We start from the raw sequence: 23,729 nt of genomic DNA, 5'->3' as shown, positions 1-23,729 counted from the left end.
TCACCCATGACGGACAGCATCGCGGCCGGCCGTCCCGCGCCCGCCGCCCACGGCGCAAGCAGGCTGCGCGTCTACGCGCGGCTCGGCAAGCTGGACGTGTACGACTACTACCTCGGTATCTTTCTCGCCCTCTCCGCGGCCCTGTTCCCGGTCGGCGACTTCACGGCCCGGCAGGCGCTGGTACTGGTGCTGTTCCTGGCCGGGGAGATCGCGGTCCTCATGGCGATGGTCGCCCTGGACGACGTCACCGGCTTCCGCGACGGCAGCGACCTCGCCAACTACGGTCCCGACAACCCGCTGCGCAGCAAGGCACGCAAACCCCTCGTCGCCCGGACGCTGACGGTGCCGCAGGCGCTGCGCTTCGCCTGGACCTGCGCGGCCGCGGGCGCGGTGCTGTGGGCGGGCGCCGCCCTGCTGGCGCCGTACCGCCCGCTGTGGGCGCTGGTGGCGGCTGGCGCGCTGTTCGTCGTGTCGCTGCAGTACTCGTACGGCCTGAAGCTCAGTTACCACGGCTTCCAGGAGGTGTTCCTCGTCGCGCTCGGCGCGGTGCTCGTGATCGTGCCGTACGGCCTGATGGCAGGGGGCTGGTCCGGCTTCCTGATGGTGCAGGCGGTTCTGTTCGGGTTCGGGCCGCTGATGTTCGGGGTCTACTCCAACACCAACGACGTCGCCGGCGACCGGGCCGTGGGCCGTCCGACCGTGGCGGCTCTGGTGTCCGAACGGGGCAACGCCGTCTTCATCGGGGCCCTGTCGGTCACCGAGTTCCTGACCGGTGCGGTCGCCTCGGTCACCGGTGTGGCGCCATGGTGGTTCGTGGTGCTGATGCTGCCGGCGACCGCGCTGCGGGCCCGCCAGTACCTGACGGGATTCGTCCGGGGAGACATCATGACGGCCCGCCGGACGGGCTTCGCGGTGCACCGGCTGAGCGTGGTGCTGATGACCGTGGCCAACATCCTGGTCGCAGCGGGGGCCACCCGATGACGCCCGAGGTCGACGTCGCGGTCGTCGGCGCGGGCATCGCCGGTCTGACCGCCGCCCACGAACTGCGGCGTGCCGGGCTTTCGGTGCGCGTCTACGAGCATCTGCCGCAGGTGGGCGGCCGGATGCGCAGCCTGCGCCACGAGGGCTGGACGGTGGACACCGGGGCCGAGCAGGTGGCGTCGCGCGGCTACCGCGCCACCTGGGAGCTGCTGCGCCGCCTGGGCGCAGGCCCGGCGGACGTCCCCCGGGTCGGCGGTGCGGTGGCCGTCTGGCGTGGCGGGCGCGCCCACCTCGACGTCGGCGAGAGCACGGCGGTGTTCACCGGCGCCGGGCTGTCCGCCCGTGCCCGGCTCGACCTGGCCGTCTTCTCGGCGTGGACCGGACGCCGCCGCGCCCGGTTCGACGGCGACCGCCCCGAGCACAGTCCGCTAGGTGCCGCCACCGTGCGGCAGACGGCCGCCCGCTACCACCCCGATCTGCACGACTATCTCCTCCAGCCGGTCGCGGGGGGCTTCTTCGGCTGGGACACCACCCGCTCCGCCGCCGCCCCCCTGGTGAGCCTGCTGCTGGAGGCCGGCTCCCCCGCCACCTGGCGTACCTACCGGGGCGGCATGGACTTCCTGGCCCGCCGGCTGGCCGCCGGTACCGACGTCGTGACCGGCCGCGCCGTGCGGGAGGTCACGGACGCGGGCGAGCACGCGGTCCTGCGGTTCGACGACGGTGTGGTCAGGGCGCGGGCCGCGGTACTGGCCGTACCGGCGCCCGTGGCGGTGGCGCTGCGCCCGGACGCCCCCGCCGACGAGCGACCGTTCGTCACGGCCTGCACCTTCACCCCGATGATGAAGGTCAGCTACCTGCTGGACCGCCCGCTGGCCCCGCCCGCCCGGCGTCCGGTGCACATCCTGCTCACCCCGGCCGTCGAGGAGGACGTGCTCTCCGGTGTGGTCGTCGACCACGCCAAGGACCCCGGCCGGGCCCCCGCGGGCCGCGGTCTGATCACCCTCGTGGCCGGTCCGCGCCGGGTCCGCGAGTTGCTGGACGCCTCACCCGACGAGGCCGCCGACGTGCTCGCCCACGCGGCGGAACGCTACGTACCGGGCCTCGCCGGTGCCCGCCTCCACCACCTCGTGCACGCCTTCCGTCACGGCCTGCCGGAAGCCACCCCGCGGGCGCTGCGGGAACGCCCCGGCTTCCTGGCCCGCCCGGTGCGCGCCGTGGAGTACGCCGGCGACTGGGTGATGCTGCGGCCCGCGTCCGAGGGTGCCGTCCGGGCGGGTGCGCTGGCCGCGTCCCGTGTCCTGAGCAGGGTGAGGCGGCGCCCGCCGTCCGGCCCCGAACGAGCGGAGGAGAATCGTGCGACCGCATGACATGGGCACCCTGTTCGACGACGCGGCGGCGGGCGGCGCCCGGACCGTGTTCCACCTGGACCGGCCCTTCGACATCGCCCCGCAGGCGGGCACCCGGTGGACCGTCGCGGAGCTCGCCGCCCTGGTCCGCGCCACCGCCGTCCGGCTCACCGACGCCGGGGTCCGGCCAGGGGACCGCGTGGCCATCGTGAAGGACAACCACTGGGACTACGACCTGCTCGCCTGCGCCGCCGTCCGCGTCGGCGCCGTGCCCGCCCAGCTGTCCGCCCGGCTGGACGCCCAGGACCTGCGCACCCTGCTGCACCGGCTGCGGCCGACCGCGCTGATCACCACCTCCGCGGTGCTGGCCCGCTGCCGGGACGCCGCCGCAGCGGCCCCCGTCTGTGTCACCGTCGACACCGCCGTGCCCGGCGCGACCCACCTCGCCGCACTGGACGCCTCCGGCCCCGGTGCACCGGTACGGCGCCACGAGGACGAGCCCTTGGTCATCCACCACACCTCGGGGACGACCGGCGTGCCCAAACTCGTGGTCCATTCCACGCGGACCCTCGTGCACAAGCTGGCCCGCCTGGAGGCGGTGCGCTACCCGGGCATCGGCCTGCGCCGGGACGACATCCTGTGCAACGCCAGCGCGTACGCGCACGGGCGCACCTTCTGCTGGACGGCGGTGGTGACGGCGCTCGCACCCGCCAGGGTCGTGGTCCTCACCGGCGACGACCCGGACACCGCCGACCCGTTGCTGCGGGCGTACCCGCCCACCGTGATGGAGGCGCTGCCCGCCACCTACGTCCGGCTGCGGCCGCTCACCGCACGGCTCGACAACCCGTTCCGGCGTGTCCGCCTCTACATCAGCACCTACGACGCGATGCACCCGCCCGCCCTGCGCGCGTACCTGACCGCCAGCCGCCGCGCCCACCCGCTGTGGATGCAGGGCTGGGGCCAGACGGAGACCGGACCGCTGACGTTCCGCTTCCATACGCGGGGCTCCGCGCTCGCACCGGACGCCGCCTCCACGACGCGCCGGCTGGGCCGTCCGGTGCCGGGCAGGACCCGGCTGCGCGTGGTGGACCCGGACACACTGCGCCCGGTGCCGCGCGGCCGCCCGGGTCTGCTCCTGGTCCGCACACCGGCCCTCGCCCTGGGCTACGTCGGTGAACAGGAACGCTGGGAGGCCAAGCGCGTCGGCGACTGGTGGTCCACGGGTGATGTGGGGGTGCACCACCGCGACGGCAGCGTCAGCGTCCTGGACCGCGAGGCCGACACCCTGCCCGGAATGAGCTGCCTGCTGACCGAGGACCTGCTGGAGCAGCGGCTGCCCCAGGCCCTGGAATGCGTGATCGTCGGCGCCCCGGAGGGCGATCCGCTGCCGGCCGTGGTCACCGCCGACGGCCTGCTGGATCCGGATGCCTGGAAACAGGCCGCCCAGGGGCTGCCGACGATGCGTCAGCCCGCGGTCCTGACCTGGGACGAGGTCCCTCGCACCGGCACCGGCAAGGTGCGCCGCGCCGCTCTGGCCCGGCACCTCACCGGTACCGCGGTCACCGGGACCGGCCGCTGGACCTGACAGACCACCACGTACGTCCGGGCCTGACCGGCCACCACGTGACGAGAGGAGTCCTGCCGTGCCCCAGCCGTCTCCCGACACCGTGCCGCGACCGTCTGACGCCCGGGAGCCGTCCCACGCCGGGGAAGGCGCCCGCGCGGTCTTCGGCAACGGCACCGCGCACAGCCGCGACCAGCACCGCTGCCTGGCTGCCGCGTACGACCCGGTGACCCTGCCCCGGCTGGCCGCCGCCGGCGTCGGTCCGGGGTGGCGCTGTCTGGAGGTCGGTGCCGGCGGTGGCAGCATCGCGCGCTGGCTGGCGGACCGGGTCGCACCGGGCGGCTCCGTGCTCGCCACCGACCTCGACCCACGCGGCCTGGTAACCGGCCCGGGCCTGGAGTCCGCTGCCCTCGACGTCGCCCACGACCCGCTCCCGGAGGGAGCCTACGACCTGGTGGTGGGCCGCCTGGTCCTCCAGCACGTGCCCTCGCGCGACACCGTCCTGCGCAAGCTGGTGCGCGCCCTCAAACCCGGCGGCCTGCTGCAGATCGACGAAATCGACGCCTCCTACGAACCGCCGCTGCTCACCCCGAACCCACAGGCCGAGGCGCTGTATGTCCGGTTCCTCCAGGCCAAGACGGCGGCGCTGCGCGCCGCGGGCAGCGACCCGAATTGGGCACGGAAAGCACCCGCCGCCATGCGGGCGGCCGGACTGACCGCCCTCGACGTCCACCTCCACATCGGCGTACGACACGCACAGGACCCCGGCCTGGGGCTCCAACTGAACCACACCCGCAACCTCCGGGACCGGCTCAAGGACCAGGGCATGACCGACGACGACCTGGAACGGGTGCGGGACCTGATGCGGGACCCGTCCTTCCGTGCCGCCTCCAGTGTCTTCTACTCCGTACAGGGCCGTCGGCCCGCCGAGGAGCGACCGTGACGCCGGGACTGCGGGCCGAGGTCCGGCCGGCCGTCGCCACCACCGTCGCGGAGCGTCTGCTGCGGCACACCGCACAGGCCCTGCCGGAGGGGGCCCCGGACCCGGTGCGGCTCCACATCGACTGGGCGGGCCCCGTCGCAACGGACCTGCCGGACGAGCGTGCCGTACAGGCCGCCTGCGGTCTGATGCACGTCCACGGCCGGGCCACGGGCGGCCCCGCCTCGCTGGCAGTCGACTACGCCTCAGTCGTGGCAGGGGTGCTCGCCGCCCTGGGCGCCACCGCCCTGCGCGTCGGGCGGGCCCGCGGGCTGGACCTGTGCGAGGTGAGGACCTCGGTGGCTCAGGGAGCGCTGCTGGCGGTCGGCCAGTACCTCGCCGCCGCGACGGCCGGGGGGAGTGGTGGCCCGCCCGAACCTCGGCTCCCACCTGGCTCCGAAGGGCAGGCGGGCGGACTTGCGACCCTGATCACCTCCGACGGTGTCCGGGTGGAGGTCGAGACCCTCGACCCTGACGCCTGGCGGGAGTTCTGGGTCCGGCTCGGTGCGGCGCCCGCCGTCGCGGGCCGCGGCTGGCTGCCCTTCCAGCAACGGTTCGCCACCGCCGTCTGTCCCCTGCCCGAGGCGCTGCGGCAGGCCGCACGCCGTCACACACTGCCGGATCTGCGCGCCGCCGCACACCACAGCGGGGTCAGCCTCCTCGTCGTACGTTCCGGCCCCGCCTCCGCCGTCCACCCTGAGCCCTGGGAACTGGCCCCCTGGCCGGAACCTGCACGGGGCCGTGGGCCGCATGCGGACAGCGCCGCCGAGGTCCCCTCCCCGCGCCCGGCCCGCGACGCCGACCTGCCCCTGACCGGGATGCGGGTCGTGGAGTCCACCCGCAGGGTGCAGGGCCCGCTCGCCGGGCACATCCTGCGGATGCTGGGCGCCGACGTCGTACGGATCGAGCCGCCCGGCGGCGACCCGATGCGCTGGCTCCCCCCGCTGGCGGGAGAGTGCTCGGCCCGGTTCCTGGCGCTCAACGCGGGAAAGCCGGTGATCGAGGCCGACCTCACCACCGCACAGGGCTGCCGCACCATCCGCACCCTGACCGCCGACGCCGACGTGTTCCTGCACAACTGGGCCCCCGGGAAAGCCTCCCGTCTCGGCCTGGCCGCCTCCGACCTGCTGCCCGGGAGCCCCGGTCTGGTCTACGCCTGGGCATCCGGCTTCGGCGACGCCTTCGGTGACCGGCCCCCCGTGGGCACCGACTACCTCGCCCAGGTGCACAGCGGACTCGCCGCCGCGGTACGACCGGCCGACGAACCCGCGGCCCCGTCCCTGATGACCCTCACCGACGTGCTCGGCGGGCTGGTGTGCGCCCAGGGCGTGCTGACCGCGCTGACCGTCCGTGAGGCGACCCACCGGGGCAGCCAGGTCCACTCCTGTCTGCTCTCCGCGGGCGCCCTGGTGCCCCGCGCCGCGCACCGGGTCCGCTGGACGCCACTGGACCGGCCGTTGCGCACGGCGGACGGCCACCTGTACCTCGGCCCCCGTGCCCGGCAGCACCCCGAGGGGGTGCGCCGCCTCCTGGACGGCGCCGACATCGCGTCCGCGCGGGAGGTCGCGGCCCGCTTCACCCGCCGCACGACCGAGGAGTGGCGGGCGCGACTGACCGAGGCCGGGCTGACGGCGACACCCGTGCTGACCGACCTGTCCGATCTGCCCCACGACGCCGCCTTCCGGAAAGCCGTCGCGCCGCCGGACCCGGCCGGCGGCTACGCCCGCCCGTACACACCGTGGGAGTTCACATGACAGCCGCCCCCACCGCGCCCGAGACGACGGGTACGACAGATACCGAGCAACCGGTGTGGACCTCACGCTCCGGAGTCCCCTTCCCCGACCTCGTGCCCCACGACCGGCGACGGGCCTGGGTGGCAGCAGGCGTGTGCCCGGACACCGACCTGTACGGCCTGTTCACCGCCCATGTCCGGGAACACCCGGACCGTGAGGCGCTGGTGGACGACGCCGGGGTGCTGTCCTACGCGGCCCTCGACACCGAGGTGCGCCGCATCGCCGCCGTGTTCGAGCAGACGGGCCTGGGGGCCGGGGACGTGGTGGCGCTGCGGCTGCCCAACGGACGCGACGCCGTCGCAGCGGAACTCGCCGTGTACGCGATCGGCGCGGTGGCCCTCCCTCTCCCTCCGGGCGGCGACGACCACGACCTGCGGGCGCCGCTCGCCCGCTCACGGGCCCGCGCCGCCGTCCTCACCGGGGCGCCTCAGGCGCGGGTCGTCGTGGACCTTCCCCACTTGCGCACCGTGTTCGTACCCGGTCCCGGCGAGGGACGGACCCAGGGGCTACACGCCGCCCCGCACCCCCGGGCCCGGCACGGCCGGCGGCACCGGCCGACGGATCCGTACGGCCCCGCCCGCATCCTGGTGTCCTCGGGTACCGAGGCCGAGCCGAAGATGGTCGCCTACAGCCATCACGCCCTGGCCGGCGGCAGGGCCCGCTACGTCCGGGCGCTCCACCCGGACTCCTCGGTGCCGCCCCGTCACCTCGTCCTCGTCCCGCTGGCCTCCTCCTTCGGCTCCCTCGGCACGCCCGTCACCCTCGCAGTCCTCGGCGGCACTCTGATCGTGCAGTCGGGGTTCGACGCGGAGGGCGCGCTGCGGCTGGTCGCCGAGCACCGCCCCACCCACCTCTTCGCGGTGCCCACGATGCTCCGCCGGCTCGCCGACCTCCCGCCCCGGCCCGAGGAGGACACCTCGTCGCTGTGTGCCGTCGTCTCCAGCGGCGCGGCGCTGCCCGCAGCGACCGCTGACGCGTGCCTCAGGCGGTTCGCCCGGCCGGTGGTGACCGTCTACGGCTCCTCGGACGGCGTGAACTGCCACACCGCGGGCGAGTACCTCCCTCCCGGCGACAGCGTCGGCACCCCCGACCCCACGGTCGCCCGCATCCGGATCACCGGCCCCGACGGCACGCCCCTGGCCACCGGGCACACCGGCCAGATCGAGGCCAGAGGCCCCATGACGCCGATGTGCTACGTCAACGCGCCTGAACTGGACGCCCTTTACCGCACGCCGGACGGCTGGGTGCGCACCGGCGACCTCGGCCGGCTGGACGAGCACGGACGGCTGCACGTCCTGGGACGGCTCAAGCGCATCGTGATCCGCGGCGGTCTCAACATCAGCCTCGCCGAGGTCGAACGCGAACTCGGCAGCCATCCAGCGGTGGCCGAGGCGGTCTGCGTCCCGGTACCCGACCCGGCCCTCGGCGAACGCCTGTGCGCCTGCCTCCGCACGGCACCCGGCGCCCCCACCCTCAGCCTGTCCGACCTCACCACCCATCTGCTGAACCGCGGCCTGGCCCGCCGCAAACTCCCCGAACTCCTCCTGGTGGTGGAGGAGATGCCCCTCGGGCCCACCGGCAAGATCTGTCATCGCACCCTGGCCGCCCGGGCGATTCAGCACCGCGTCCCGGACCGGTCAGGAGGCGGGTGACGACCTGCCGCCACACCCCTCCGCCACTACCCCGAAGGCCAGGCGCCGACCGGTCACCACAGGGCGCGCACCAGGCGCTCTCCACGGCGATGCGGAGCAGCACGACACCGGCCTCAACAGCCTTGCGCACACCGGTGGTGGGACAGCCCCTGGGGCCGGCAACGAGGGCCCGGGAGGAAGACCACCGTGATCACCCTGCCGGGACCTTCGTCCCGCGGGACCACGGGGAGCGGGAAGGGCGGTGGGTGTGGAGGACGAGCAGCGCCAGGGCGCCGGTCGCTGCGGACCAGGTGAGGGAGAGCAAGCCATGGGCCCAGGCACTCTGGGAGGTGAGGGCTGAGCTCAGCGCCAGCTGGTTCACGCCGTACAGGGGAAGCGCGGACACGCCGGCCACATCCATGAGCGTGTTGAAGACGGGATTCTGCAGGCCGGTGTCGACCAGGCTGAGCATGATGATGAGGAAGAAGCCCTCCAACTCGCCGCGGACCAGAGAGCCGAGCAGAAGGCCGATGCCGCCGTAGACGAGGCCGGCGCCCGCAAGGGCCAGCGCCAAGGGGAACGCGTGGCGTACGGGCAGGGAGATCCACAGCAGGATCGTGGTGTAGAGGGCCAGCAGGGCCGCGGTGGTTGCGACGGCGGCAAGCTTCGCCAGCAGCATCGGCAGCCGGGGGTAGCCGGCCAGCAGCAGACGGCGGTCCATCTGCCGCGACTGGAAGGTCTCGGTGAAGGTGATGAAGCCGGCGACCATGGTGACGGCACCCAGCGCGCTGGCCACCTGCCCCACCTGGCTGGCCGGAGCGGAGATGCGGGCGCTGATGGCGTCCAGCCGGATGCGCACCACTTGGTCGGAGGTGCACAGGCGTGCCACCGCGATCCAGACGGGGATGAACGCGACCGCCAGAACCAGGGCCAGCCGGTTGCGCAGGTGGCCCAGCAGAGCACAGCGCAGCAGTTCGGTGAATGCCGTCCAGGAGAGCCTCAATGGTCGGTCCCCTCGAAGTGCAGACGGCCCTGGCGCAGGTGAGCGATCGCGTCGAAGTGGTGCAGGTCGTGCAGCAGGTGAGAGACCACGACGATCGACCGGCCCTGATCACGCAGGTCGGCGGCCAGGGTCCAGAACCGCTGATGGGTGTCCCAGTCGAAGCCCTGGTAGGGCTCGTCCAGGACCAGCAACTGCGGATCGTGCATGAGAGCGATCAGCAGGTTCAGCTTCTGTCGCGTGCCACCACTGAGTTCGCCGACCTGCTGTCGCCGGCAGCCCGTCAACGCCAGCAGCTCCATCAGCTCGCCGGCGCGCTCCAGTGTCGGCAGACGATAGGCCATCTGGAACAACCGCAGATGCTGTCCGACGGTGAACGCATCGTTCAGTACAGCCCGTTGCGGGCAGTACCCCACCGCCCCGGTCCGTGCCACCGTTCCGCCGTCGGGTGCGAGGTGTCCCACGGCGATCTGCAACAGGGTGCTCTTCCCCGCCCCGTTCTCGCCGACGACTCCCACCAGCGTCCCGGCAGACACATCAAGATCCACATCGCGCAGGACCTGCCTGCCGCCGAACGCCTTGCGGACTCCGCTGATCCGCAGCCGTGGCCGGTGGCGCGTCGTTACTGCCTGCACATGAGCCCCTCGAAAGATCGGACAGATGTAACGAGCCGACCCGAACGGTCAGGCCCTGGGCGGACCGATCCCCCGCACAACGTCTGCTGCCCGGTGCCCAACGAGTCCGTACCACCGGTGTAACGGCGGTCACCCGCACTTCTCTACCTGCCAGTTGGGCGTGACGTGCGCCGCGGTCTGCCGTTGTAGGAGGCGATGCCCCCGACACCACGACGAGACCTCAGCGCTCCCCCGATCGTGATCGGAGCCGGCCCCCACGGCCTGGCGGCCGCCGCGCTGCTGAACCGCTCCGGAGAGCCGACCGTGATCCTGGAACGGTCGGACCGCGTGGGAGCGAGCTGGGCGCAGCGCTATGACCACCTACGCCTGCATACGACTCCCGGCACGTCGAAGCTCCCCGGCCTGTCGGTGCCGCGCCAGGCGGGCCCGTGGGTGAGCCGGGACGACTATGTGCGGTACCTGGAGCGCTACGTGGCCCATCACCGACTGGACGTCCGGTTGACCACCCCGGTGGAGCGCATCGAACGGGCCGAGCCCGGTTCGGGAGCACAGTGGCTGGTCCACACCCCCGACGGTCCGCTGCCCACTGGCGCGGTCGTGGTGGCCACCGGCCGCTGCCATACCCCGAACCTCCCCCGCTGGCCCGGGCGTTCGATGTTCACCGGCACCCTGCTGCACTCGGCCCACTACCGCTCTCCGGCCCCGTACCGCGGGCGGGACGTCCTGGTGGTCGGCGCCGGTAACAGCGGTACCGAGATCGCGAGTGTCCTGGCCGGGGCCGGAGCCGGGCGGGTACGGATCGCGGTCCGTACCCCACCCAACATCCTGCCCCGCTCCAGCGCACGATGGCATGCGGCCGGCCGGCTGACGGAGGCCCTCCCCCTCAGGTGGCGCGACCGCACCTCCCTGCTCACGCAACGTCTCGCGGTGCCCGACCTGACCTCACGGGGACTGTCCCGGCCCTGCATCGGCCTGTACACCCGCAATGCCCACGAAGGGATCAACCCGGTGCTCGACCACGGCTTCGTGGACGCCGTCCGGTCCGGGCGGGTCGATCCGGTCGCGGCCGTCCAGGCTTTCGACGGCCCCGACGTGATACTGACCGACGGCACCCGACTGCGACCCGACACCGTCATCGCCGCCACCGGCTACCGGCCCAACCTGCACGACCTGGTCGGATCCCTGGGCGTACTCGACGAGGACGGGCACCCCCTCACCGTAGGAGCACAGACCCATCCCGCAGCCCCGCGCCTCTACTTCGCCGGATACACCAATCCCCTCACGGGTGTCCTGCGCCAGGCGGGCATCGAAGCGCGCGCCATCGCCCAGGCGTTACGACGTGAGAAGGCGCGGGCAACCCTTCACACCCCCCAGCTCGGATCATTTCCCGCGTGATGGTGCAGCCGATCAGCTCGTGCGCGTCTGGTGTGTTGGTTGGGCGGCTCTATCGGTGAGTCCTGACACCGGTTGTCGATCGACGGCGACACCGCCCGGTGTTGACGGAGAGTGATACCGCCGAGTTTTGACACATCAAAGAGACGCCCAGGACCCCGAAACCGGCAGGTCGCAGGACAGATCTCCTCCGGGGAACAAGTGCCTGCCCCAGTTGGCTGGACCAAAACCTTCACCGACCCCCGGCTCTGCGCGGCCATCGTCGACCGGCTCACCTTCGGCGGCAACCTCATCCAGACCGGCACTGAATCCTACGCCTGGCCCTCACTCAGGCCCGGGCCGCCGCACGCGACGCCTCCGGCTGACGTCGCACCACCAAGCCCTTCCCAAGCAGTCCAGCACGGTCGCGAGATAGAGGAACTCCCCGTTTTCCAGGGGGAGATACGTGATGTCGCCCATGTATTTGCGTCCCGGCTCGGTGGCGGTGAAGTCCCGCTGGAACAGGTCCGGGACCGGTGAGGTGGCCGGGTCCGGGACGGTGGTGCGCACGCGTCTGCGCAGGCGGATTCCGGTGATGGAGAACGTCCGCATGATCCGGGCGACCCGCTTTTCGTTGACCCGCCGCCCTTTCCCGCGGAGCTCGGCGGTCACTCGCGGGGAGCGGTAGGCGCCGCCGGACTCGCCGTGGACTCCCCGCGGGCGTGCGCGTCGACGCCTGCCTCGCAGGGACCAACCAACCCGACAGGGACCGCCCGTGCTGGCAGGGCCAACGTCAACCCGAGCGTGGTGTCGTTCACCCTCGGGGGTGACGGAAAAGGGTGGCGGGAGAGCCGTATTCCCGCCGTTGTGGAGCGCTATGACGGGTGAACGCCTGTATGGAGAAGGGTTTCTGCGTGCGGGAGACCCTCGGTGCAGGACCGGAAAGTCGGATTAAACCCGTAAGGAGGGGATTGGCCTGCCGGTCACTGGGCTGCCTACCGCGACCGCGGGCGGCGCCGCTCTCATAGGTCCGGTGCCGGCGGCATGAGCACCCGGCACGGTCAGTGTGTATCCCGGCGCGGCGAAGGAATGGAATGGCATGACGACTCCAGCGAATTACCGGAAGGGCTCGACGTGGCTCCAGACCGTCCCGGTCGACTTCAACCACCCCCTCTCCGGTGCCGATCGCGCCGATGAGCGGATCTCCGAGGTCGAGGCACTCAAGATCCTCCACCCCGGGGTGTGGGAGATCTCCTACCACGCCCGCTCGTACACCGGCGGAGCGGGTGAGCTCGTGCGCACCGCGCTGTTCAGGAACGGCCAGCTCATCCCCGGCACGGAAGCCCTCACCGGCGGCGCGGTCATGCAGACCACCGCGGGGCAGACGATCCTGGAGAAGTTCGACGTCAACGACGTCATCACGCTGCACGCGTACCGCATCGGTGGGGGCAACACCGCCGTCCTCAGCAACGGCGACGGACGTACGGGAGTCATGGCGCACTGGGTGAGCCCCGGGTTCTAGGCCACTCATTTCGGGCGGCAAAGCCGGACAAGGGCGGCAGGAACAAAGAGGGGGGCGGGGGATGGCGCTCGTCATCGAACTTCGGCGTGGGATCCCGACCTCCCGGCCTGGACGGAAGCAGGGGCCGCGTCCCGCAGCGGGGGCGCTGAGGGGCTTCCGGTTAAGGACCGTCCGGGTTCGAGACAGACATCGGCGGACAAGGGGAATTCCAGATGGCGAACGAACTCAAGTACGGTGACCAGATCCACCTGCAGAACGGCTACGGCGGCTGGCAGGGCGGCTATCTCGACACCAACAGCGGCAACCCCGCACAGGGCTCCAAGTACGGCGTCTCGACCACCAACACACCGGCCCGCGCGAAGGGCACCGGGACCTGGGAGATTTTGTCCGCCTCCGGCAAGGCGGCGGGCCAGCCTGTCACCAGCGGCGATCTGATCTACCTGCGCAACCTCTACGGCGGGGACGGTGGCTACCTCGACACCAACAGCGGTCCCACCACCACCCAGGCGAACGACGGCGCCAAGTACGACGTCTCCACCTCCCCGGCCAGGGACCGCGCACCGGGAACCGGACGCTGGCGGATCTTCGCCCAGACCTCCGCCCCCGCCCCCGCCGACCAGAACGTCCGATTCGGCGACACGGTCCTCCTCTGGAACACCTGGGACGACAACGGCGGCTTCCTGGAGACCAACGGCGGCAGCTCCGACACCGGCTCCAAGTACGACGTCTGCACCAACGCCTACTTCAACCGCAGTTCCAACGTCGCCGACTGGAAGATCCATCAGGCCCAAGGCTGATCACGCCAGCGTGCGGGCCCCGGCGGTCACACACTGCCGGGGCCCGGCGTATCCACGGCTCGCCCGTATCCCGGGCTCACGCCGGGAGCCGGCCCGCCCCCACCGGAGATGCGGTGGCGAACTGCCTGCCTGCTGGCCGGGTCACGCCCCACCGCGCAGGGGAGCCGTGACGCGGCGAAGCTCATCCCCACGGGTGAGGCCCTGGGAGGGCCGCGGGTTTCGCCGCACCGGAAGGAAAAGACGCACGTGCCGCAGCCTGCTCGGTCGGGCAGCGGCCGGGGCGTGCAGATTGCACCGTGGCACCGAACGAGGGACGGAACCGATGGCAACAGGCACTGTGAAGTGGTTCAACCCCGACAAGGGATAGTGTCTCGCGGCTGCCCCACCCGGTCGAGAACGACCAGCCGGTCCATGGATGACCGTACTGCGCCGAAGCAAGCTGGCCGGAGACCGTAGCGCTGGCCGTCCAGGTGAGGCTGCCGAGCCCGAGGCTCAGGGTGTGCGGCAGGTTCTCGCTGTTGAGGCATCGAAGAACGCTTCGCGTGGAAGGTGGTGCTGACGAGGCGGGAGAGGAGAGACGTGGTGGACTGGACACTGGACGAGGGATTCGAGACACCCGGAGGGGTGGTGCGCTGGGGGGCCTTGGGCAGCGGAGACCCTCTCGTACTGGTGCACGGCACGCCGTACTCCTCCTTCCTGTGGCGCGACATCGCTCCCGCGCTCGCCCGTACCCGCACGGTCTTCTTCTTCGACCATCTCGGCTTCGGCCAGTCCGAGCAGCACGAGGGCCAGGACCTGAGCCTGGCGGCTCACTCAAGGAACTTCGCTCAGCTCCTCGACCACTGGGGGCTGTCCCGCCCCAGCGTCGTGGCTCACGACATCGGCGGGGCGGTAGCGCTGCGGACCCTGCTGCTGGAGGAGAGGAACTACCGGGACCTGACCCTCTTCGACGCGGTGAGCGGCGGCGAGTGGGAGCGGGGACTGTTCCGGCTCTTCCTGGAGCACGAGGAAGTCTTCCGCAAGCTTCCGGCCTACGCCCACGAAGCGCTGGTCAAAAGCCATCTGCGGCACGCCACGCACGCCGGCTTCCGGCCGGGAATCCTCGACACGTTCCTCGCACCGTGGCGGGGGGAGGCAGGGCAGTCGGCGTTCTACCGTCAATACAGCCAGATCAGGCAGGCGGACACGGCCGCGTACGAGCACCTGCTGGGCGGTGTGTCGATTCCCGTGCGGATCCTCTGGGGCCGTGAGGACCGCATTCTCCCCCCGGAGTACGCCGAGTGGCTGCACGAACGCGTTCCGCACGCCGAACTGCACTGGATCGATGACGCCGGCCACCTCCTCCAGGAAGACGCGCCCGGCCAGTTGTTGGCCTGCCTGACACCTGGTTTCGCATCAGCCTGAGCTGCGGGGCGGCCGAGCGGCTGATCCGGCCCGAAGACACCCGCGAGCACGGACCCTCCTGTTCGGGGGCGCGCCACGGGTCTCACTGTCCGGCGGAACGGGACGGGTTCCGCCTACCGTCGGCGTACAGGGAGCCGAGAAGGGCCAGGGCCTGCGCGGAGGGGCTGCCCGGTTCGGCGTGATAGATGACGAGTTGCTGGCCCGGGGCGTCCCGGACGTCGAAAGACTGGTAGGTGAGGGCGAGAGGGCCGACATCCGGGTGGAGAAGCTGCTTGGCGTCCTGGGTCTTTCCGCGCACGGTGTGTTGCGCCCACAGCCGCCGGAACGCGGCACTGTGTTCGGTCAGTGTGCCCACCAGGTCTCGCAGACGTGGGTGCTCGGGGTCGAAGCCGCTCGCCTGGCGCAGGTTGGCGACGGCGGCCTGGGCGGCCCGGTCCCAGTCTCGGTAGAACTCCCGTCCGGCTGAGTCGAGGAAGGTCATGCGGGCCAGGTTGTCCGCGGGGGTGAAGGGGGCGTAGAGCGCGTCGGCCAGAGCGTTGGCGGCCAGGAGGTCGAGGGTGCGGCTCATCACGAACGCCGGGGTGTGCGGGTAGCCGTCCATCAGCTGACGCAGCGCAGGACTGACGTGCTCGGTGGTGTGGAGGGAGCCTTGGCCGTCCGGTGACACTCCGGCCAGGCGGCGCAGGTGGCCGCGGGCGTCCCTGTCGAGCAGGAGGGCACGGCTGAGCGCGTCCAGCACCTGTGGCGAGGGATGGCGCTCGCGGCCCTGCTCCAGCCGGGTGTAGTAGTCGGCGTTCACGCCGGCCAGGACGGCGACCTCCTCGCGGCGCAGTCCGGCGACCCTGCGTACGCCGTGACTCGCCATGTTGACGTCCTGTGGCCGCAGGAGGGCACGGCGCGCGCGGAGGAACTCCCCGAGATGGTTGTCGTCCATGGCCTCCAGGCTAGGCAGTGGCTCCGCGCTCTGCCTGGGTGTGCCGCACCCAGGCAGAGCGCACCCTGGTACACCCGCGATGACCTGCGCAGACTCGGTCGGGCAAGACACCCGGACCCACCGAGGAAGGCAATGTGATGACAGGCGATGCGCGGAGCGGCCGCGATTTTGGGCATGCCGACGTGGTCGGCATGTGGGTGACCGCGGACGGTCACATCCGTCAGGAGCTGTTGCCGGACGGGCGCTACGACGAGGCCCGGGGAGACCGGCGCAGCGAGTACACCGGCCGGTACACGGTGACCGGCGACCACCTCGACTACGTCGACGACACCGGCTTCACCGCCACGGGCGACATCAGGGACGGCGTGCTCCACCACGAACACCTCGTGCTCTACCGCGAGGACCGGACGGAGAAGCCCTCATGAGAAGGCGCGGCAGCGTCCTCGTTTCTCACCATCACGGATACGGAGTCCGCCGCGGTGGGGGCCCCTGGCCGCCGCCCCGTCACCGGAGGAAGGCAGAGCAATGAAACAGACCGACGAGATCGCCACGGGCGCCGACGGAACCGGGGCCGTTGCGGAGGTCTCCCCGCCACCCGGCACCCTGGCCCTGCTGGTGCTGTGCGCGGCTCATTTCATGGACGCCATAGACCTGTCCGACGTGGGCGTGGCCCTGCCCGCGATCCAGCGTGACCTGGGCATGGCTTCGGGCTCCCTGCAGTGGGTCGTGTCCGCCTACGCCCTCGGCTACGGCGGGTTTCTCCTCCTGGGCGGCCGGGTCGCCGACCTGTTCGGCCGGCGACGCGCGTTCCTGACCGCGGTCGCCGTCTTCGGCGTGGTGAGTGTGCTGGGAGCGCTCGCTCCGACCGGTGGCCTGCTGGTCGCGGCGCGGCTGGTGAAGGGCGTCGCCGCGGGCTTTTTGGCCCCGGCGGCTCTTTCTCTGATCACCACGAACTGGCCGGAGGGTCCGCGGCGTGGCCGTGCCCTCGGCTGGTACGCCACCGCCGGCGCCTGCGGCTTCATCGGTGGACTCGTTCTCGGCGGCGTGCTGACCGAACTGTCGTGGCGACTGGTCTTCGCGCTCCCTGTGCCCATCGCTGTGGGCGCGCTGCTCGCGGGGCTGCGCCTGCTCCCGGCGGACCCCCGGCGCAGCGTTCGCGAGAAGATGGACGTTCCTGGCGCACTGACGGCCACCGGAGCCCTGGTGCTCTTGGTCTACGCCCTCACCCAGGCTCCGTCGCACGGCTGGCTGTCCGCCCGCACCCTCGTTCTCTTCTTCGCCGCGGCCGGCCTGCTCGGCCTGTTCGTGCGGGTCGAGTCCCGCACGAACAGGCCCTTGGTCCCGCTGTCCTTCTTCACCCGGCGCACGACCGCCGGCGCCAACCTGACGATCTTCGCCATGTGGGGCGCCTACACATCGTTCGCGTTCCTCGCCACGCTCTACCTGCAGAACGTGCTGGACTGGTCGCCGTTGCAGACCGCCGGTGCCTTCGTCCCGCTGGGCCTCGCCAACGGCGCGCTGGCGCCGTTCGCGGGGCGGCTCGCCGCCCGGTTCGGAACGCACAGGATGATCGCCGCCGGGATGCTGCTCCTCGCGCTGTCCTACGCGCTGTTCTTCCGGATCGGCCCCCACAGCTCCTTCCTCACCGTGGTCCTGCCCGTCATGGTCGTCAACGGGATCGGCACCGCGGCGACCTTTCCCGCGCTGAACATGAGCGCCGTGACCGGGGTGCCGGGCCGTGACCAGGGGCTGGCGGGAGCCCTGCTCAACACCTTCATGCAGATCGGCGGTGCCGTCGTCCTCGCCCTCGTCACCGCGGTCGTCGAAGCCGGACAGCGCACGAACCGGGGCGACCCCCTGGCGGGCTACGGCCTCGGTACCGGCGTCATCGTCGCCACCGTGCTCGTCGGCCTGGGCGCCGCACTCCTCATCCGGCGCCGGCCCGACAGCCGGGACCACGGACGACGGCCCCTCTTTCGGCCACGAAGCCGTCCGTGACCGCACGGACACCCGACCCGACCCCACCAGGGAGCACGCGAATGACATCCAGGACCCCGTCCACCGGAGCCGCCGAGTTCGCCGGGAAGACGGCCCTCGTCACCGGCGCCGCACGCGGTATCGGCAAGGAGACCGCATCCCTCCTCCACACCCGCGGCGCACACGTCGTCGCCCTCGACACACGTCCCGAACTCGCCGTTCTCTCGGAGGAGTTGCCCGGGGTCGTGACCGTGACCGGCGACGTCACCGCGGAAGAAACCGCCACCCGCGCGGTAGGTGCCGCCGTCGACGCCTTCGGCGGACTGGACATCCTGGTCAACAATGCCGGACGCACCCTGAACAAGCCCGTCACGCACACCACTGCACGGGACTGGGACAGCGTGATGGACGTCAACGCCCGCGGTGCCTTCCTCTTCGCCCGCGAAGCCTTCCGGGCCATGGAGGAGCGCGGCGGCGGCGCCATCGTCAGTACCGGTTCGTACGCGTCCACGGTCGGCCTGCCCGAAGGGGTCGCCTACAGCGCATCGAAGGGGGCTCTCGCCCAGCTGACCAAGGTGCTGGCACTGGAGGGCGGCCCCCTGGGCATCCGCGCGAACCTCGTCGCCGCAGGCGTTGTCGAGACCGACTTCCTCGACACCTTCCGCCCCGACAGCCGCGCCTATCTCGCGTCCTTCGCGGACGTCCACCCCCTGGGCAGGGTGGCGCAGCCCCGCGAGATCGCGGAAGTCCTGTGCTTCCTGGTCTCCCCGCGGTCCGCCTTCGTCACGGGCGCCGTACTCCCCGCGGACGGCGGCTTCACCGCCGCCTGATCCGTCGTCCGCCCGCGGACAAGCGACACGACAAGAACATTCGTCCTTTACTTAACGTGCACCTCGGCTTCGAATTGCACCTGGCCGCGTGGCGCGATCACTTCGGCTCGCCGCAGCCTGAGCGCCGGCTCGGACGATCCCGCCAACGCGGTCGCCCGGGTCGGGGTGATCACTTCGATCGGCTACGGCGGCTTCGTCTGCGGCCCGCCGCTGACGGGCCCTCGCCGACCGGACCGAGCCAGCCGCTTGGCCTCCACGGCCCGGTGGTCAGACCATCCGATGAGCGAAGTGGTCAGCTGTCGGGTTTCTTCGAGCGCCGCGGGGCGGCGGCCTGGGTGGGGCGGGCGCCGGCCTCGATCTGCGGGGCGTACACGGCGTTCGTCACGAGCGCGCGCGCGTATGCGGCGTCCAGTGGGCCAGGGCGGAAGAGGATGCGGTACATGATCGGCGCCACGACACGGTCGATCAGCAGTTCCGTCTCGGGCACCGGCTCCCCCCGCTGCACCGCACGGGCCACCACGGCGTCGATCTGCTCTGCGGCATACGCCGAACACTGACCGGCATTGGTGCCGTCGGGGTCGCCGAGCAGGGCGTCCCGGATGTAGGCACGCCCGGGCGGCGAGGCCATCTCGTCGAGGAACTGTTCCGCCCACGCGTCGAGATCGGCCCGCAGGCTTCCGAGATCGGCCGGACCCGTTTCCGGGCGCAGTCGTTCGACGGCCACGTCGGACAGGAGTTCCTGCAGGTCGCCCCAACGACGGTAGATCGTGGAGGGGGTCACGCCCGCCCGAGTGGCCACCATCGGGACTGTGAGCGCGTCGCGGCCCACCTCTCCTACGAGTTCACGCACCGCCGCATGGACGGACTCCTGTACGCGTGCGCTGCGCCCGCCGGGGCGGACCATGGGCCTGGGACTCATGCGATCCACCTTAATGCGAATGTGTTGCTTCTAGCCGATGGCCGGCGTCGGCGACCCGCAGGGCTGCGTATCCGGGCGCCCGAGCACGGTGGACGCCCCTGCGGCGACGCAACCGCATACCCGGGCCGGAACGTCCGCCTTCTCTCAGGCAGCGAGGGGAGCAAGCCGCCCCGCGCCGGCCACCGACTCCTCGTAGACCCGGCCCACACGGAGCACCGTCGCGTCGTGGAAGGGGCGCGCCATCAGCTGCATTCCGATCGGGAGTCCGGCGTGGTCGTGACCGACCGGCAGGGTGAGGGCCGGGACGCCGGTGATGTTGGCGGGGGCACAGAGGCGGACGTAGCTGTCCGACACGGCGTCGGACACGCTCGCCGGGTCCCGCGGGTCGTGGCCGGCGGTCGCCGACAGCACCAGCGCTGCGTCCTGGACGGTGCGGGCGAGAGGGCCCACATGGTCCAGGGACCAGGACAGCGAGGTCACGCCTGTGCGTGATACCAGGCCGTAAGTCGGCTTGAGGCCCACCACGCCGTTCAGGGCCGCGGGGACCCGGATGCAACCGCCCGTGTCCGTGCCCATGGCGAACGTCGCCCCGCCGGCGGCGACAGCCACCGCCGAGCCGCCGCTCGACCCACCCGCGACCCGGCTGTGATCCCAGGCGTTGTTCGTCTGCGGAGTGGTCAGGCCGTAGGCGAACTCGTGCGTGTGCGTCTTGCCCAGGAGGACGGCCCCGGCGGCGCCGAGCCGTTCGGCCACCCGGCTGTCGCGTTCCGCCACGTGCCCTGCCCGGACGCGCGAACTCGCCGTGGTGGGTATCCCCTCCGCGTCGAGCAGATCCTTGAGCGCCATGGGGATCCCGTGCAGCGGCCCGCGAGGTCCGCTTACGGAGATCTCCCGTTCGGCGCGGACCGCTGCGGCCAGGGCCGCGTCGGCGGCGACGGTGACGTAGGCGCCCATCCGTCCTTCGACGGCGGCGATACGGGCGAGCACCGATTCGGTGAGTTCGACGGGGGACAGCTCCCGTGCGCGCACCGCACGGGAGGCTTCGGTCAGCGACAGTTCAAACGGTTGCATCGGCGTTCCCCTGTCCGGCGCGGTAGGAGAACGCGGGAGGGATCTCACCGAAATCGAGCTCGCGCAACATGCCGATCACGGAGTGGATGCAGTTGGCCGTCACGGCCACTTCTTCATGTCGGCCGCCCCCGAGGGGGAGCCCCGCCCGCAGCGCCCCTCGGGCTGCCTCATGGGGGGTGAGTTCGCTGATCATGGCGCGACCGGCCGGGGCTGTACGGGACCTCCGACCACGTAAACGCGAATCATTTGCTTTAGCCGATCGCAGGACCTACGGTGCCTTAAAGCAAACCAATCGCTTTTAGAACGGGAAGGACCCTCATACAGAGCGTCCCCGCGGGCCGCACGCCTCCCCGCACCTCCCCATCCGGACGCCTGCCGTTCGCATTGCACACCTCGATCCTCATCGCGCTGCTCACCGCGGGCTCCCACTCTCACCCGGCAACGAGCAACTACACATCCGCATCACCCGCCCGCTCCAGACATCTCCGTCCTCGCGACCCATGACAGGTAAGGAAGGTCTTCGTGTTCACCTCATCGCAAACGACCAACTCCACTAATCCCCCCGCCTCTTCCTGGACGGTGGGCAACCACACCGTGCGACGCATCGACGAAGTGGTCCTACCCGCCCAGACCGGTCCGTGGCTGCTGCCCGGGGCAACCACCGACCTCGTGAGCCGGACTCCCTGGCTGAGGCCCGAATTCGTCGACGAACAAGGCATCCTGCGCCTGGCGAGTCACAGCTTCGCCGTCGAGGTGGACGGCATGCGGGTGCTGGTGGACACCGGCATCGGAAACGGGAAGCGGCGCTCCAACCCCGCCTGGCACAACCTGAACAGCGACTACGAAGCACGGCTACGGGCGGCGGGCTTCGCGCCGGAGAGCGTTGACGTCGTGGTCCTGACCCACCTCCACGCCGACCACGTGGGGTGGAACACGCGTGCCGAGGGCGACGCCTGGGTGCCCACCTTCCCGAACGCGCGCTATCTCACCTCACGCACCGAGTGGGGCTACTGGGCGGGTGTCGACATGGAGGAGGCGCGTCGGCAGATGTTCCGGGACTCGGTCCATCCCGTCCGGGAAGCAGGTCTGTTCGACCTCATCGATGTCGCTGACGAGGGCACGGACGTCGCGCCGGGCATCCGCCTGCTGCCCACCCCCGGCCACACACCGGGGCAGGTAGCGGTGGAACTGAGCAGCCGTGGCGAGACCGCACTGGTCACCGGCGACAGCATCCACCACCCGGTCCAGATGGCGCATCCGGAGCTCTGCAGCTGTGTGGACGTCGCTCCCGAACTCGCGGCCAGGACCCGGAACCAGGTGCTCGGCTCACTGGCCGGTACGTCAACTCTCCTGCTGGGGAGCCACTTCCCGCCGCCGACCGCCGGACACGTGCGACGCGAGGACGGCGGGTACCGACTGGCCCCGGCTCCCTCAGGGGTCACGCCCATCGACGACTGAATTCGAGCGTCAAGAGTGACGAACGCACGTCGCCGACATCAGGCCAACGAATCCCGCCACACCCTGTAACCGCAGGTCAGGCGAGTTTGAACAAGCAGTGCGTCTGCCCGACCCGCTCCACAGAGGGAAACAGGTCGAGCGACCCACCCGGACCACGAAACAGCAGGTCAGACACCCTTGTCCGCAGGCTCCAAAATAGCCACGCACTCCACGTGCGACGTCATCGGAAAAAGATCGAACGCCCGCAACGTCCGCACCCGGTACCCCCCGTCCCGGAAGTACCCCAGATCCCGGGCCAGTGCAGCCGGGTCGCAGGCGACGTAGGCGATGCGTCGCGCACTCAGCGACGACAGGTGCTTCACGGTGTTCCGGCCCGCGCCGGCCCTGGGCGGGTCCAGGACGATCAGGTCGACGTCGGTGATGCCGGTGCGCGGCAGGACGGACTCCACCTTGCCCTGCTCGATCCGCACTCGCTCGAAGTCGGCGAGGTTGTGCCGGGCGTCCTCGACGGCGCGCTTGCCGGACTCGATGCCGAGGACCGCGCCCTTGTCGCCGAGCCGGTCGGCGAGCGCGCCGGCGAACAGTCCCACACCGCAGTACAGGTCGAGCGCCATGTCGCCCTTGCGGGGCAGCAGGCCCTGCATGACGGCCTTGACGAGGGTGTCGGCGGCCATCGGGTGGACCTGCCAGAAGCCGCCGCTGCCGACCCGGTGAGTACGGCCGTCGGCCCGCTCGCGGACGAAGGCACGGCCGTGCACGCGGTGGATGCCGCCGTCCTTCTCCTCGACGCGCATCACGGAGACCGGCTTGTCGAGTTCGACCAGGGGGAGCCGGGCGTCCGGCCTCGGCTCCAGGATCACCATGCGGTCCTGGGAGCCGGTGGCCGCGATCGCCTCCACCGACGCCATGCCGGACCAGTCGCGGTCCTCGATGCCCAGCTCGCTCACGCCCGGCGCCGCGATCATGCAGTGCTCGATCGGCTCGACCTCGTGCGAACGGTGGCGGCGCAGACCGGCATTGCCGTCGGCGTCCACCGCGTACTGCACGCGCGTCCGCCACTGCGGCACCTCGCCCGCCGGCAGCTTGTCCCCCTCGGCCGGCATCACCGTGCCGTCCCAGCCGACGTCCTCGGGGGTGAGACCCGCGAGCCGCTGCAGCTGCTCGGCGATGACCTCGCCCTTCAGCCGGCGCTGCGCCCCCGGCTTGGCGTGCTGCCAGTCGCAGCCGCCACAGCGGCCGGGGCCGGCATACGGGCAGGGCGCCTCGATACGGTCCTTGGAGGCCGAGAGCACGGACACCGCGTCCGCGCGCAGGAAGCGGGCCCCCTCCTCGCCCTCGGTCACCCGGGCCACGACCCGCTCACCGGGCAGCGCGTGCCGGACGAACAGCACCTGGCCCTCGGACGTACGGGCGATGCAGTGCCCGCCGTGGGCGACGGGGCCGATCTCGACCTCGTACTCCTCCCCCACCAGCGACTTCTTCGGTTCTGCCTGCATGGCGGGGTGACTCCACAACAT

General features: G+C 71.5%; 22 protein-coding genes and 1 pseudogene. 15 read left to right on the top strand and 8 right to left on the bottom strand.

Annotated features, from left to right (window positions below):
- Positions 1–6 precede the first annotated feature (6 nt).
- From OOK07_RS32645 to OOK07_RS32620, 6 genes are read left to right on the top strand one after another with little or no spacing between them, the layout of a single operon-like run.
- Positions 7–981, top strand: a complete 975-nt coding sequence (locus OOK07_RS32645) for a UbiA family prenyltransferase (RefSeq protein ID WP_266685373.1) — start codon at positions 7–9, stop codon at positions 979–981.
- On the top strand, positions 978–2,348 hold the full coding sequence (locus OOK07_RS32640) for a protoporphyrinogen/coproporphyrinogen oxidase (RefSeq protein ID WP_266800012.1): 1,371 nt from the start codon (positions 978–980) through the stop codon (positions 2,346–2,348). The genes OOK07_RS32645 and OOK07_RS32640 overlap by 4 nt, the downstream gene beginning before the upstream one ends.
- A complete protein-coding gene (locus OOK07_RS32635; protein ID WP_266800011.1) occupies positions 2,335–3,912 on the top strand; it encodes a class I adenylate-forming enzyme family protein in 1,578 nt (525 codons plus the stop codon). Before OOK07_RS32640 ends, OOK07_RS32635 begins: the two co-directional genes overlap by 14 nt.
- A gap of 58 nt (positions 3,913–3,970) precedes the next feature.
- The gene (locus OOK07_RS32630; RefSeq protein WP_266800009.1) at positions 3,971–4,834 is read left to right on the top strand and encodes a class I SAM-dependent methyltransferase; all 864 of its coding nucleotides are present in this window, start codon (positions 3,971–3,973) and stop codon (positions 4,832–4,834) included.
- On the top strand, positions 4,831–6,624 hold the full coding sequence (locus OOK07_RS32625) for a CoA transferase (protein WP_266800007.1): 1,794 nt from the start codon (positions 4,831–4,833) through the stop codon (positions 6,622–6,624). The genes OOK07_RS32630 and OOK07_RS32625 overlap by 4 nt, the downstream gene beginning before the upstream one ends.
- Positions 6,621–8,315 carry a class I adenylate-forming enzyme family protein gene (locus OOK07_RS32620; RefSeq protein WP_266685368.1) on the top strand — a complete coding sequence of 565 codons (1,695 nt, stop codon included), beginning with the start codon at positions 6,621–6,623 and terminating at the stop codon, positions 8,313–8,315. Before OOK07_RS32625 ends, OOK07_RS32620 begins: the two co-directional genes overlap by 4 nt.
- Before the next feature lie 190 nt (positions 8,316–8,505).
- Here the strand turns inward: OOK07_RS32620 and OOK07_RS32615 are convergent, their stop codons facing one another.
- Entirely contained in the window at positions 8,506–9,297 is a 792-nt protein-coding gene (locus OOK07_RS32615) for a hypothetical protein (protein WP_266685367.1), read from the bottom strand.
- The gene (locus tag OOK07_RS32610) at positions 9,294–9,929 is read right to left on the bottom strand and encodes an ABC transporter ATP-binding protein (protein ID WP_266685366.1); all 636 of its coding nucleotides are present in this window, start codon (positions 9,927–9,929) and stop codon (positions 9,294–9,296) included. The genes OOK07_RS32615 and OOK07_RS32610 overlap by 4 nt, the downstream gene beginning before the upstream one ends.
- 195 nt (positions 9,930–10,124) lie before the next feature.
- Here OOK07_RS32610 and OOK07_RS32605 point away from each other — a divergent pair, with 195 nt between their 5' ends.
- Together OOK07_RS32605 and OOK07_RS32600 are read left to right on the top strand one after the other, a co-directional pair.
- Positions 10,125–11,324, top strand: a complete 1,200-nt coding sequence (locus tag OOK07_RS32605; RefSeq protein ID WP_266685365.1) for a flavin-containing monooxygenase — start codon at positions 10,125–10,127, stop codon at positions 11,322–11,324.
- 213 nt (positions 11,325–11,537) lie between these two features.
- Positions 11,538–11,686, top strand: a pseudogene (locus OOK07_RS32600) (IS21-like element helper ATPase IstB); the annotation flags it as partial.
- Here OOK07_RS32600 and OOK07_RS32595 read toward each other — a convergent pair.
- Positions 11,646–12,047: an IS3 family transposase gene (locus OOK07_RS32595; RefSeq protein WP_406313391.1), complete on the bottom strand. Its 402-nt coding sequence runs from the start codon at positions 12,045–12,047 to the stop codon at positions 11,646–11,648. The pseudogene OOK07_RS32600 and the gene OOK07_RS32595 overlap by 41 nt on opposite strands.
- 352 nt (positions 12,048–12,399) lie before the next feature.
- Between OOK07_RS32595 and OOK07_RS32590 the strand changes: the two genes are divergently transcribed.
- The 3 genes from OOK07_RS32590 (at position 12,400) to OOK07_RS32580 (ending at position 15,023) form a co-directional block, all read left to right on the top strand.
- Positions 12,400–12,822, top strand: coding sequence for a hypothetical protein (locus OOK07_RS32590; RefSeq protein ID WP_266685364.1), 423 nt, complete (start codon positions 12,400–12,402; stop codon positions 12,820–12,822).
- A gap of 212 nt (positions 12,823–13,034) precedes the next feature.
- Positions 13,035–13,619, top strand: coding sequence for a hypothetical protein (locus OOK07_RS32585; protein ID WP_266800005.1), 585 nt, complete (start codon positions 13,035–13,037; stop codon positions 13,617–13,619).
- A gap of 582 nt (positions 13,620–14,201) precedes the next feature.
- A complete protein-coding gene (locus OOK07_RS32580; RefSeq protein WP_266800003.1) occupies positions 14,202–15,023 on the top strand; it encodes an alpha/beta fold hydrolase in 822 nt (273 codons plus the stop codon).
- An 82-nt stretch (positions 15,024–15,105) separates the two neighbouring features.
- On the opposite strand, the gene OOK07_RS32575 is transcribed toward OOK07_RS32580, so the two are convergent.
- Positions 15,106–15,957 (bottom strand): helix-turn-helix transcriptional regulator, encoded by an 852-nt coding sequence (locus OOK07_RS32575; protein ID WP_266800002.1) that lies wholly within the window; start codon positions 15,955–15,957, stop codon positions 15,106–15,108.
- 137 nt (positions 15,958–16,094) lie between these two features.
- Between OOK07_RS32575 and OOK07_RS32570 the strand changes: the two genes are divergently transcribed.
- The 3 genes from OOK07_RS32570 to OOK07_RS32560 all read left to right on the top strand — a co-directional run bounded on the left by OOK07_RS32570 (position 16,095) and on the right by OOK07_RS32560 (position 18,764).
- Positions 16,095–16,382: an Atu4866 domain-containing protein gene (locus OOK07_RS32570; protein WP_266800000.1), complete on the top strand. Its 288-nt coding sequence runs from the start codon at positions 16,095–16,097 to the stop codon at positions 16,380–16,382.
- Between the two features lie 100 nt (positions 16,383–16,482).
- Positions 16,483–17,955 (top strand): MFS transporter, encoded by a 1,473-nt coding sequence (locus tag OOK07_RS32565; protein ID WP_266799999.1) that lies wholly within the window; start codon positions 16,483–16,485, stop codon positions 17,953–17,955.
- Between the two features lie 41 nt (positions 17,956–17,996).
- Positions 17,997–18,764, top strand: a complete 768-nt coding sequence (locus tag OOK07_RS32560) for an SDR family NAD(P)-dependent oxidoreductase (protein WP_266685357.1) — start codon at positions 17,997–17,999, stop codon at positions 18,762–18,764.
- 292 nt (positions 18,765–19,056) lie between these two features.
- Here OOK07_RS32560 and OOK07_RS32555 read toward each other — a convergent pair whose 3' ends face one another.
- The 3 genes from OOK07_RS32555 to OOK07_RS32545 form a co-directional block, all read right to left on the bottom strand.
- The gene (locus OOK07_RS32555; RefSeq protein ID WP_266799996.1) at positions 19,057–19,683 is read right to left on the bottom strand and encodes a TetR/AcrR family transcriptional regulator; all 627 of its coding nucleotides are present in this window, start codon (positions 19,681–19,683) and stop codon (positions 19,057–19,059) included.
- Between the two features lie 144 nt (positions 19,684–19,827).
- Positions 19,828–20,754, bottom strand: coding sequence for an amidase (locus tag OOK07_RS32550; protein ID WP_266799994.1), 927 nt, complete (start codon positions 20,752–20,754; stop codon positions 19,828–19,830).
- A complete protein-coding gene (locus OOK07_RS32545; protein WP_266799992.1) occupies positions 20,741–20,947 on the bottom strand; it encodes a hypothetical protein in 207 nt (68 codons plus the stop codon). The genes OOK07_RS32550 and OOK07_RS32545 overlap by 14 nt, the downstream gene beginning before the upstream one ends.
- 386 nt (positions 20,948–21,333) lie before the next feature.
- On the opposite strand from OOK07_RS32545, the gene OOK07_RS32540 reads away from it, so the two are divergent.
- Positions 21,334–22,212: an MBL fold metallo-hydrolase gene (locus OOK07_RS32540; RefSeq protein WP_266802107.1), complete on the top strand. Its 879-nt coding sequence runs from the start codon at positions 21,334–21,336 to the stop codon at positions 22,210–22,212.
- A gap of 167 nt (positions 22,213–22,379) precedes the next feature.
- Here the strand turns inward: OOK07_RS32540 and OOK07_RS32535 are convergent, their stop codons facing one another.
- Positions 22,380–23,708: a class I SAM-dependent RNA methyltransferase gene (locus tag OOK07_RS32535; RefSeq protein WP_266685352.1), complete on the bottom strand. Its 1,329-nt coding sequence runs from the start codon at positions 23,706–23,708 to the stop codon at positions 22,380–22,382.
- Positions 23,709–23,729: the final 21 nt, after the last annotated feature.

This window comes from Streptomyces sp. NBC_00078, assembly GCF_026343335.1.
In the GTDB taxonomy this organism is placed as follows: domain Bacteria; phylum Actinomycetota; class Actinomycetes; order Streptomycetales; family Streptomycetaceae; genus Streptomyces.
The sequence above is the reverse complement of the archived record's forward strand: the minus strand, read 5'-3'. Positions and strand labels throughout refer to the sequence as shown.

What these genes read in the sequence shown, in the direction of transcription:
- OOK07_RS32570 (WP_266800000.1), top strand. Translation starts at nt 16,095, where the DNA reads ATGACAGGCGATGCGCGGAGCGGCCGCGATTTTGGGCATGCCGACGTG.
- OOK07_RS32590 (WP_266685364.1), top strand. Translation starts at nt 12,400, where the DNA reads ATGACGACTCCAGCGAATTACCGGAAGGGCTCGACGTGGCTCCAGACC.
- OOK07_RS32560 (WP_266685357.1), top strand. Translation starts at nt 17,997, where the DNA reads ATGACATCCAGGACCCCGTCCACCGGAGCCGCCGAGTTCGCCGGGAAG.
- OOK07_RS32605 (WP_266685365.1), top strand. Translation starts at nt 10,125, where the DNA reads ATGCCCCCGACACCACGACGAGACCTCAGCGCTCCCCCGATCGTGATC.
- OOK07_RS32535 (WP_266685352.1), bottom strand. Translation starts at nt 23,708, where the DNA reads ATGCAGGCAGAACCGAAGAAGTCGCTGGTGGGGGAGGAGTACGAGGTC.
- OOK07_RS32620 (WP_266685368.1), top strand. Translation starts at nt 6,621, where the DNA reads ATGACAGCCGCCCCCACCGCGCCCGAGACGACGGGTACGACAGATACC.
- OOK07_RS32645 (WP_266685373.1), top strand. Translation starts at nt 7, where the DNA reads ATGACGGACAGCATCGCGGCCGGCCGTCCCGCGCCCGCCGCCCACGGC.
- OOK07_RS32575 (WP_266800002.1), bottom strand. Translation starts at nt 15,957, where the DNA reads ATGGACGACAACCATCTCGGGGAGTTCCTCCGCGCGCGCCGTGCCCTC.
- OOK07_RS32555 (WP_266799996.1), bottom strand. Translation starts at nt 19,683, where the DNA reads ATGAGTCCCAGGCCCATGGTCCGCCCCGGCGGGCGCAGCGCACGCGTA.
- OOK07_RS32550 (WP_266799994.1), bottom strand. Translation starts at nt 20,754, where the DNA reads ATGCAACCGTTTGAACTGTCGCTGACCGAAGCCTCCCGTGCGGTGCGC.
- OOK07_RS32545 (WP_266799992.1), bottom strand. Translation starts at nt 20,947, where the DNA reads ATGATCAGCGAACTCACCCCCCATGAGGCAGCCCGAGGGGCGCTGCGG.
- OOK07_RS32640 (WP_266800012.1), top strand. Translation starts at nt 978, where the DNA reads ATGACGCCCGAGGTCGACGTCGCGGTCGTCGGCGCGGGCATCGCCGGT.
- OOK07_RS32585 (WP_266800005.1), top strand. Translation starts at nt 13,035, where the DNA reads ATGGCGAACGAACTCAAGTACGGTGACCAGATCCACCTGCAGAACGGC.
- OOK07_RS32565 (WP_266799999.1), top strand. Translation starts at nt 16,483, where the DNA reads ATGAAACAGACCGACGAGATCGCCACGGGCGCCGACGGAACCGGGGCC.